Genomic DNA, 9,773 nt, shown 5'->3' on the forward strand with positions numbered 1-9,773 from the left:
GCGCCCCTCGGCGCCGACGATCAGTCGGTGCCGAACAGGGCCTGCAGGCGCTGGATTCCCTCGAGCAGGTCGGCGTCGCCGAGCGCGTAGCTGAAGCGCAAGTATCCGCTGGGGCCGAACGCCTCGCCGGGCACCGCCGCGACTTCGGCGTGCTCGAGAATCAGGTCGGCGAGCTCGAGCGAGGTCGTCGGCGTCGAGCCCTTCCACTCGCGGTTCAGCAGCCCGGTGACGTCGGGGTACACGTAGAACGCGCCCGTCGGCGTCGGCGTCACCATGCCCGGGATGCGGTTGAGCTCCGCGACGGCCACGCGACGCCGGCGGTCGAAGGCCTGGCGCATGGTCGCGACGGCATCCTGCGGCCCCGTGAGGGCGGCGATGGCGGCGCGCTGCGAGATGTTCGCCACGTTGCTCGAGAGATGCGACTGCAGGTTCGAGGCCGCGGCGATGACGTCGGCCGGTCCGACCATCCACCCCACGCGCCAGCCGGTCATGGCATAGGTCTTCGCGACGCCGTTGACGAGGATGCACTGCTCGGCGAGCTCGGGCACCGCCTCGACGATCGAGACGGCGCGCACGCCGTCGTAGGTCAGCGACTGGTAGATCTCGTCGCTGATGACCCAGATGCCGTGCTGCAGGGCCCACTCGCCGATCGCCCGCGTCTGCTCGGGGCTGTACACCGAGCCGGTCGGGTTCGAGGGGCTCACGAACAGCAGCACCTTGGTGCGCGGGGTGCGCGCGGCCTCCAGCTGCTCCACGGTGACCAGATAATCCTGGTCGGCGCCCGCGAAGACCTCGACGGGCACGCCCCCGGCGAGGTGCACGACCTCGGGATAGGTGGTCCAGTACGGCGCCGGCAGCAGCACCTCGTCGCCCTCGTCGACGATCGTCGCGAACGACTGGAACACGGCCTGCTTGCCGCCGTTCGTGATGATGACCCGACCGGCGCTCGTCTCGAGACCCGAGTCGCGCGCGGTCTTCTCGGCCACGGCCTCGCGCAACTCGGGCAGGCCCGCCGCGGGCGTGTAGCGGTGGTTCTTGGGGTCGCGGGCAGCGATGACCGCGGCCTCGACGATGTGCTCGGGAGTCGGGAAGTCGGGCTCGCCCGCGGCGTAGCTGATCACGGGGCGCCCGGCGGCCTTGAGGGCTTTGGCCTTGGCGTCGACCTTGAGGGTCGCGGATTCGCTGATAGCGGCGATGCGGCGGGCGATGCGGGAGGAGTCGGCGGTCACGGCGCTGATTCTACGCGGGGCGCAGCATCCGATCGCCGGATGCCCGGCGCTCGTCGGCGCAGGGCCCGGCTTGGTGCTGTCCGCGTCGTCGCCTACACTGGGCCGAGGTAGTTGATCTCTGCCATGCTTTCGCGTGCCCTGAGATCAGCGATCCGCCGCAGAGGGCGGTGGCTCAATTGGTAGAGCAGCGGTCTCCAAAACCGCAGGTTGCAGGTTCGAGTCCTGTCCGCCCTGCAGAGTCGTCGGCCCGGGGGTCTCCGTACGGAGCCCCCGGGATCGGCGGTGAAACGCGCCAGGTACTGCTGCACCACCACGGCGCGACGCAACGCACCACACAGTCACAACGACGAAGAGTCGTGAGGAGAGCATCACGTGAGCAATGTGATCGACGAGCCCGGCGAGGACGTCGTCGCGAACGCCAAGAAGGAGCGCGCTGAGAAGCGCGGCCCCTTCGGCCGCTTCGCGCTGTTCATCCGCCAGGTGCTCAACGAGCTCAGCAAGGTGGTCACCCCCACCCGTCGTGAGCTCATCACCTACACGATCGTCGTGCTCGTCTTCGTGATCATCATGATGGCGATCGTGTCGGGCCTCGACATCGTGTTCCTGTGGCTCGTGCGGTTCATCTTCGGTGACGGAACGGCCGCGGTCGGCCTGTAGGCCGCCGCATCCGCCCGATCGCCCGCTGTACTGAGAGAAAGAGAAACCGTGACCGAGAAGCTCCCCAGCGACCTCGACTACTCGACTGCCGCTGAGCAGTCGTCGGAGGAGGACGAGGCGCAAGAGGGCAACACCCTCGAAGCCGACCTGCACTCGGTCGACGCCGTCGAGCACTCGGCGATGCACCTGGTCGACGAGAGCGATGAGCCCGATCTCGACGGCCTGCTCGATGCCCTCGAGGCCGCCGCCGACCCGGAGGCCGACGCGATCGTCGACGACGCCCTCGATATCGACTCCGCCGACGAGGCCGAGGCCGCCGCCGAGGCCACGAACGACGAGGCCGGCGAGGAGAACCCCGAGCCCGAGGCCGCCGACGCCGACCCCTACGACGAGTTCAAGCTCGAGCTGCGCATGAAGCCCGGCAAGTGGTACGTCGTGCACTCGTACGCGGGCTTCGAGAAGCGCGTGAAGCAGAACATCGAGAACCGCAAGATCTCGATGAACATGGAGGAGAGCATCTACGAGGTGCAGGTCCCCATGGAGGACGTCGTCGAGATCAAGAACGGCCAGCGCAAACTGGTCACCCGCGTGCGCATCCCCAGCTACGTGCTCGTGCGCATGGACTTGAACGAAGACAGCTGGTCGGTCGTTCGCCACACCCCGGGCGTCACGGGCTTCGTGGGCAACGCCCACAACCCCACGCCTCTGCGGTTCGATGAGGCGTTCCAGATGCTCAAGTCGACCGTTCAGGTCGCCGAGGCTCCGGCGAAGGCCGGCGGCGCGAAGGGCGGCGGCCTCGCCGCCCGCGTCATCCCCGCCGAGATCGACTTCGAGGTGGGCGAGACCATCACGATCAAGGAGGGCTCGTTCGCCGGGCTCCCCGGCACGATCAACGAGATCAAGCCCGAGAGCGGCAAGCTCATCGTGCTCGTCTCGTTGTTCGAGCGCGAGACCCCCGTCGAGCTGTCGTTCGACCAGGTCACCAAGCTGTAGCTACTGCAGATCACCGCGGCGTGCACAGGGCACGCAGGCGGGAGCGCGGCATCCACCCGGATGCCGCTCGACACGAAGGAAGAGAACATGGCACCGAAGAAGAAGGTCACGGGTCTGATCAAGCTGCAGATCCAGGCCGGCGCCGCCAACCCCGCCCCGCCCATCGGCCCGGCGCTCGGTCAGCACGGCGTGAACATCATGGAGTTCTGCAAGGCCTACAACGCCGCGACCGAGTCGCAGCGCGGCAACGTCATCCCGGTCGAGATCACCGTGTACGAAGACCGTTCGTTCACGTTCATCCTCAAGACCCCGCCGGCCGCTGAGCTCATCAAGAAGGCCGCGGGCGTGCAGAAGGGGTCGTCGACCCCGCACACCGTCAAGGTGGCCAAGCTCACCAAGGAGCAGGTGCGCCAGATCGCCGAGCAGAAGCAGGTCGACCTCAACGCCAATGACATCGAGGCGGCCGAGAAGATCATCGCCGGCACGGCTCGCAGCATGGGCATCACTGTCGAATAGCGACGAGTCGCTATTCGACCAGTGATGGCGTGACAGAACGTCGTCACAGCAGGTCGTTAGCGCCGAGGTGCATCGTCACCTCCCCCTGCACGAACACACCAGCGGGAGAGCCAGCCAGGCTCGTGAACCGCGAACTCACCTCTAGGAGACACAACATGGCACAGAAGTCGAAGGCCTACCGGGCCGCGGCCGAGAAGATCGAAGACGGCAAGTTCTACTCGACGGCCGAGGCCGTCGCCGTCGCCCGTCAGACCGGCTCGAAGAACACCAACTCGACCGTCGAGGTCGCGCTCAAGCTCGGCGTCGACCCCCGCAAGGCCGACCAGATGGTGCGCGGCACCGTCAACCTCCCTCACGGCACGGGAAAGACCGCGCGCGTCATCGTGTTCGCGACCGGCCCGGCGGCCGAGGCCGCGATCGCGGCCGGCGCTGACGAGGTCGGCGGCGTCGAGCTCATCGAGAAGGTCGCCGGCGGCTACACCGCCTTCGACTCGGCGGTCTCGACCCCCGAGCTCATGGGCCAGGTCGGTCGACTCGGCAAGGTGCTCGGCCCCCGCGGCCTCATGCCCAACCCGAAGACCGGCACCGTGACGCCCGACGTGGCGAAGGCTGTCACCGACATCAAGGGCGGCAAGATCGAGTTCCGCGTCGACAAGCACGCCAACGTGCACTTCATCATCGGCAAGACCGCCTTCACCGAAGAGCAGCTGCACGAGAACCTGAAGGCCGCGCTCGACGAGGTCATGCGTCTCAAGCCGTCGAGCTCGAAGGGGCGCTACCTGCAGAAGGGCTCGCTCTCGACGACCTTCGGCCCGGGCATCCCGCTCGACGTCAACGCCGTCTGAGTTGATTGGTGCGCCGCCGCTGCTGCGGCGCAGCGCACGAATGGCCCCGCTTCGGCGGGGCCGTTCGTGTTTCCGCCGCGTGCTGAACCGCGTCTCGCCGCGGGCGTGTTCGCAACTCAGGCTGAGCAGGCAAATGTCCGCGGTTCGCGCGGCACATCCGGCCATCCAGCCTGAGTTGCGAACACCGGCGGGCAGAATGAGCGGATGCTCGAGAGCGGTGTGCGCGTGCGCGAGGCCCGACGCGACGAGGCCGAGGCGCTGCACGTGCTCGCGGCGCTCACCTTCCCGCTCGCGTGCCCGCCGTCGACGACCGAGGCGGCGAAGGCCGCGTTCATCGATCAGCACCTGAGCCACACCGCGTTCGAGCAGCACCCCGCTGACCCGCCGCGGCTCATCATCGGCGCCGAGAGCTGGGGCCGGCGCGCCGGCTACGCGATGCTCGTGCCCGGCGTGGCGGCCGACCCCGATGTGGCGGCGGCCGTGCAGCATCGCCCCACGGCCGAGCTGAGCAAGCTCTACGTGCATCCCGACCACCACGGTGGCGGGGTGACGTCGGCGCTCGTCGAGCACGTGGTGCACGCGGCGGTCGATCAGGGTGCGGTCAGCGTGTGGCTCGGGGTGAACATCCACAACGCCCGAGCGAACCGGTTCTACGAGAAGTCGGGGTTCGCGATCGTGGGCACGAAGGGCTTTCTCGTCGGCGAGGCGGTCGAAGACGACTACGTGCGCGAGCGCCGGCTGGTCTGGACGGGCGTCACGTACGGGATACCTCGATAGCGATCTTGCCGCGCGTGCGGCCCGCCTCGACGAGCCGGTGCGCCTCGGCGAGCTCGTCGAGCGGCAGCACGCGGTCGACGTGCACGCGCAGGTCGCCCGCCTCGATCATGCGGCTGATGACAGCGAGGGCTGCCCCGTTCGGCGAGACCTTGTAGTCGGTCGCGCGCACTCCCGCCGCGGCGGCGTCGTCGAGCATGCGCGGCCAGCTGCCGCTCGGCGCATTGATGAGCAGGCCGCCGGGGCGCAGCGTCGCGAGCGATCGGGTGCCCGTCTCGTCGTGCACGTTGCCGATGAGGTCGATGACGACGTCATGGTCGTGCACCTCGTGCTCGAAGCGCGTGGCGGTGTAGTCGACGACGCGCGCGGCGCCGAGCTCGCGAACGAAGGAGACGTTCGCGGTGGAGCACGTCGCGGTGACGGTCGCGCCGAAGTACGCGGCCAGCTGCACCGCGAAGTGCCCGACGCCACCGGCACCGGCGTGGATGAGCATCCGCTGCCCCTCGTGGGCGCGCGCGACGTCGACGACCATGCCCCAGGCGGTGAGCGCCGCGAGCGGAACAGCCGCCGCCTCCGTCATGGAGAGCACGCCCGGCTTGGGGGTGAGGAACAGCTCGGGAACCGCCGCATACTCGGCGTTGCCGCCGTCGAGCCGCGGCACCATCGTCATGCCGTAGACCTCGCGGCCCGGGGCGAGGGGGTGCGACGAATAGGCCGACTCGACGACGACGCCCGCGATGTCGTAGCCGAGCACGGCGGGGTACTGACGGATGGCCGGCGCGGCTCCGCGCCCCGCACGGGTCTTGACGTCGATCGGGTTGACGCTCGTCGCGTGCACCCGCACGAGCACCTCGGCCCCCGCCCGCACCGGCACCGGCAGCTCGGTCCTCTCGAGCACCTCGGGCCCGCCGACCCCCGTCATGACCATCGCGCGCATCATCGCCATCGCTTCTCGCCCTCCCCCTGCTGACCCCAGTGAACACGATGCGCGTCTCACGCGTGTTAACTCCCTGTCACAACCCGGAGAAGACCGATGCTCGGTTTCGACGACTCGCCGTCGTAGCATGAGCGCAGCCCGTGAACCAGATGTCGAAAGGCCCGCAGTGACCGCTCTCTTCCTCGTGCTGCGCATCATCGCGGCGCTCGCGATCGGCGCCGCCGTCGTCGGCCAGATCGTCACCTCGCTCGCGTTCTGGCAGTCGCAGGGGCTCACCGACATCCCGTTCCGCCTGACGAACTTCTTCAGCTTCTTCACGATCGAGTCGAACGTGCTCGCCACGGTCGTTCTCGTGATGGCGATCGGCCTGACGCTCTTGGGGCAGAGCCCGCGCTGGTTCAGCGTGCTGCGCGCCGTCGCGACGACGTTCATGGTGACGACCGGCATCGTCTACAACCTCCTGCTGCGGGGCATCGAGCTGCCGCAGGGAGCGACCCTCGACTGGTCGAACGAGATCCTGCACCTGTGGGGGCCGCTCTACCTCCTGGCCGACTGGCTGTTCGCGCCCGGCCGGCACCGCCTCGACTGGAAGCACATCGGCACCATCGTGGCCTTCCCGATCGTCTGGGCGGTGTACACCCTCATCCGCGGCGCCAACACCTACGACCCCCTGCTCGATGGCGGGTGGTATCCGTACCCCTTCTTGAACCCGGAGACCTCGGCGAACGGCTACCTCTCGGTGGCGTTCTACGTCATCCTCATCGCGGCCGTCATCGGCCTCGTCGGCGCGGGGGTCATCCGCATCTCGCGCCTGAAGCGCGGCCCGGGTGCCGCGCACGCGATCGACGACGACGCCCGGTCGGGCGTCCGCACCGCCACGAGCGCCTGACGCAGCCGTTCGTGGTCGACAGCCCTCGGCGGCATCGGGATGCCGCGCTCGCCATCATCGGCGCCCTCCTCGTCGCGGCCGCTCTCGTGCTGATCTGGCGCACGCGCGTGAGCGTGCCCCGCGAGCTCTACGTCAGCGAGCTCGGCGCCGTCGGGGAGCCGACGGCAGAGGCGTTCCGTCTGGCGCTCCTGCTGCTCGTCGCGGGCGGTGTGCTCGTCGCCTGGTCGATACGCGACGTGCGTAGCCAGCCTCCGCTGCTGCGGCGGGGCTCGCCGGCGCTCACCCTCGCCCTGGCCTGCTCGTCGTTCCTCGTCGCTGCGCAGGTGCCGTGCACGCAGGCCTGCCCGTTGCCGCTCGGCGACACCTTCACGGTGCAGGATCTCGTGCACACCCTCGCCGCCGTGATCGCCTTCGCCGCGGCGTGCTGGGCGATGCTGCAGGTCGCCTTCGCCCCCGGGCATCGAGCGCTCAGCGGCATCACCCTGCTCATGGCGCTCTCGGTCGGCGTGGTCGCCGCGACGGGGGGCCTGCTCTCGCTCGCGCGCTGGAACGCCGTCTTCGGCAGTCGGCTCGAACTGGTGGCCACGACGATCGGCATCGGCTGGCTGGTCATCTTCGGCATCGCTCGCGCGGCCCGGCTCGTCACCCGCCCGTCGCTCGCGGCGCCGGCGGAGCCTGACGCCGCGTAGTTCTCCGGGTTGAGACCGTGAAGCAGGAGGTCCCCCTTTGTGGGGACCGGGTTGCCCCCCAATGGGGGACTGCGAATCATGTTCGTTAAGCGCACACTCGTTGTGGGGGACGAATCGAGTCCCCCACAGGGAGGACTCGCCGGACCCGAACCGGCGTGACCCCCTGGAACGCACAACCCGAACGCGAGGTACCCCGTGATCACCCTCCCCCTCATCGTCACCGCGTCGGTCGTCGGCTTCTTCGGGCTCATCGCCGGCATCGCCGGCACCGGCCGCCGCAGCCGCGGAGCGCACCGCGCCTGATCGTCGTCTCCTCCCCGAGAGCCCCGGCCCCGCATCCCCTCGCAGCCGGGGCTCTTCTCTGCCCTCCGTTCGTAGTGACGGCTCAAAGGAAGCTCATAGACATCTCCGGCTTACTGGAGGCATGGCCGATGACGAGCTCCCCGAGTCCCCCCGCCTCACCCGCCCCGACGGCACGCCCGTGCGTGCGCTCGTCGTCGACGACGAGCCCTCGCTCGCCGACCTGGTCTCGATGGCTCTCAAGTACGAGGGGTGGGATGTCCGCACCGCGCTCACCGGCCAGCAAGCCCTGCAGCACGGCCGCGAGTTCAAGCCCGACGTCGTCGTGCTCGACATCATGCTGCCCGACCTCGATGGCCTGGAGGTGCTGCGCAGACTGCGCGCCGATGGCGCGGATGTTCCCGTGCTCTTCCTCACCGCGAAAGACTCGGTCGACGACCGTGTCGTGGGCCTCACCGCCGGCGGCGACGACTACGTCACCAAGCCGTTCAGCCTCGAAGAGCTCGTCGCGCGCCTGCGCGGGCTCATCCGGCGCAGCACGCTCGTCGTGAGCGAGCGCGCCGATCCCGAGATCCGGGTCGGCGATCTCGTGCTCAACGAAGAGAGCTACGAGGTGCGCCGCGGCGACACCGAGGTCGAGCTCACCGCGACCGAGTTCGAGCTGCTGCGCTACCTCATGCGCAACCCCAAGCGTGTGCTGAGCAAGGCGCAGATCCTCGACCGGGTCTGGAGCTACGACTTCGGGGGTCGCTCGAGCATCGTCGAGATCTACATCTCCTACCTGCGGAAGAAGATCGACACGCTCGGCCCCGCCATGATCCACACCGTGCGCGGCGTGGGATACATGATCAAGCCGGTCACCTGATGCACGGAGGATGGTCGCTGCGCAAGCGGCTCGTCGCGGGCATCCTCGTGCTGCTGATGATGGCGACCCTCGCGATCGGCGTGCTCAGCGTCTACTTCCTGCGCGCGAACCTCGTCGCGCAGCTCGATGACGAGCTGCGGGTGATCGCGCAGCGCATCGAGAGCATCGCGGCCCCCGGCCGCGGGCCCGCGCAGAGCCTCGACCGCCCGGGCCTGCCGACCGGCTCGCTCATCGGGGTCGTCGACCGCGACGGCTCGGCCGTCGCCGCCTACCTCGATGCCGACGCGACCGTGCGCGAGCTCAGCACCGTGCAGGTGAGGGTCATCGCGGCGCGCACGCTCGGCGACCCCGCGACCGTGCGCCTGCCCGGTGGGCTCGGCGAGTTCCGCGTGCTCGCGACGGAGACCGAGGGCGGTGTCGTGCTCATCGTCGGTCTGCCGACCGCCGAGGTCACGACGACGACCGCCCGCCTCGCGGCCGTCATCGCCGCCGTGCTCGCGGGAATCCTCGTTGTCGCCGCCGTGCTCGGCCGCGAGGTCGTGCGGCTCGGGCTGCGCCCGCTCACACGGGTGCGCGAAGCGGCGACAGCCGTGACGACCCTGCCGCTCGACCGCGGCACGGTCGCGCTCGCCGACCGGTTGCCGGTGCTCGACACCGACCCGAGCACGGAGGTCGGCCAGCTCGGCGCCGCCTTCACCCGCATGCTCGAGCACGTGCAGAACGCCTTCGACGCGCGCCAGGCGAGCGAGCAGAAGGTGCGCCAGTTCGTCGCCGACGCCAGCCACGAGCTGCGCACCCCCCTCGCCGCGATCCGCGGCTACAGCGAGCTCACCCGCCGCAGCGGGCACGCGCTGCCCGACGACATCCGGCACGCCCTCTCGCGCATCGAGTCGGAGTCGGTGCGCATGTCGGCGCTCGTCGACGACCTCCTGCTGCTCGCCCGCCTCGACGAGGGGCGAGAGCTGCGGCGCGACCCCGTCGATCTCGCGGCGCTCGTCACGGATGCCCTCGCCGACGCTCGCGCCACCTCGCCCGCGCACGACTGGGTCGCGCGCGTGCCCGACACCCCCGTCGTCGTC

11 protein-coding genes and 1 tRNA gene are annotated in these 9,773 nt (G+C 69.6%); 10 read left to right on the forward strand and 2 right to left on the reverse strand.

Translation table 11 applies throughout. The annotated features are described in order from the left end of the window. Positions 1 to 20: 20 nt before the first annotated feature. Complete coding sequence (locus ACTIE9_RS02360) at positions 21 to 1,229, reverse strand: pyridoxal phosphate-dependent aminotransferase (RefSeq protein ID WP_439563972.1); 1,209 nt, start codon at positions 1,227 to 1,229, stop codon at positions 21 to 23. A 161-nt stretch (positions 1,230 to 1,390) separates the two neighbouring features. Between ACTIE9_RS02360 and ACTIE9_RS02365 the strand changes: the two genes are divergently transcribed. From ACTIE9_RS02365 to ACTIE9_RS02390, 6 genes are all read left to right on the forward strand, one after another. Continuing rightward, positions 1,391 to 1,463 (forward strand) — tRNA-Trp (locus ACTIE9_RS02365). Positions 1,464 to 1,601: 138 nt separating this feature from the next. Next, positions 1,602 to 1,886, forward strand: a complete 285-nt coding sequence (gene secE / locus ACTIE9_RS02370) for a preprotein translocase subunit SecE (protein ID WP_439563973.1) — start codon at positions 1,602 to 1,604, stop codon at positions 1,884 to 1,886. A gap of 48 nt (positions 1,887 to 1,934) precedes the next feature. Next, a complete protein-coding gene (gene nusG, locus ACTIE9_RS02375; protein ID WP_439563974.1) occupies positions 1,935 to 2,879 on the forward strand; it encodes a transcription termination/antitermination protein NusG in 945 nt (314 codons plus the stop codon). 87 nt (positions 2,880 to 2,966) lie between these two features. After that, complete coding sequence (gene rplK, locus ACTIE9_RS02380) at positions 2,967 to 3,395, forward strand: 50S ribosomal protein L11 (RefSeq protein WP_439563975.1); 429 nt, start codon at positions 2,967 to 2,969, stop codon at positions 3,393 to 3,395. A gap of 155 nt (positions 3,396 to 3,550) precedes the next feature. Continuing rightward, complete coding sequence (gene rplA / locus ACTIE9_RS02385; RefSeq protein ID WP_255160344.1) at positions 3,551 to 4,240, forward strand: 50S ribosomal protein L1; 690 nt, start codon at positions 3,551 to 3,553, stop codon at positions 4,238 to 4,240. A 204-nt stretch (positions 4,241 to 4,444) separates the two neighbouring features. After that, a complete protein-coding gene (locus ACTIE9_RS02390) occupies positions 4,445 to 5,017 on the forward strand; it encodes a GNAT family N-acetyltransferase (RefSeq protein ID WP_439563976.1) in 573 nt (190 codons plus the stop codon). Here ACTIE9_RS02390 and ACTIE9_RS02395 read toward each other — a convergent pair. Continuing rightward, positions 4,995 to 5,954: an NADP-dependent oxidoreductase gene (locus ACTIE9_RS02395; RefSeq protein ID WP_439563977.1), complete on the reverse strand. Its 960-nt coding sequence runs from the start codon at positions 5,952 to 5,954 to the stop codon at positions 4,995 to 4,997. The two genes, ACTIE9_RS02390 and ACTIE9_RS02395, sit on opposite strands and share 23 nt — an antisense overlap. Before the next feature lie 163 nt (positions 5,955 to 6,117). On the opposite strand from ACTIE9_RS02395, the gene ACTIE9_RS02400 reads away from it, so the two are divergent. The 4 genes from ACTIE9_RS02400 to ACTIE9_RS02415 form a co-directional block, all read left to right on the forward strand. Then, on the forward strand, positions 6,118 to 6,840 hold the full coding sequence (locus ACTIE9_RS02400) for a Pr6Pr family membrane protein (protein WP_439563978.1): 723 nt from the start codon (positions 6,118 to 6,120) through the stop codon (positions 6,838 to 6,840). Between the two features lie 11 nt (positions 6,841 to 6,851). Next, a complete protein-coding gene (locus ACTIE9_RS02405) occupies positions 6,852 to 7,529 on the forward strand; it encodes a DUF998 domain-containing protein (protein WP_439563979.1) in 678 nt (225 codons plus the stop codon). A gap of 424 nt (positions 7,530 to 7,953) precedes the next feature. After that, on the forward strand, positions 7,954 to 8,694 hold the full coding sequence (locus tag ACTIE9_RS02410; protein WP_439563980.1) for a response regulator transcription factor: 741 nt from the start codon (positions 7,954 to 7,956) through the stop codon (positions 8,692 to 8,694). Next, a partial coding sequence (locus tag ACTIE9_RS02415) for a histidine kinase dimerization/phospho-acceptor domain-containing protein (protein WP_439563981.1) occupies positions 8,694 to 9,773 on the forward strand: 1,080 nt, incomplete at its 3' end. The genes ACTIE9_RS02410 and ACTIE9_RS02415, both read left to right, overlap by 1 nt.

Origin of the sequence: Microcella sp. (genome assembly GCF_051860105.1) — a bacterium.
GTDB lineage: Bacteria > Actinomycetota > Actinomycetes > Actinomycetales > Microbacteriaceae > Microcella.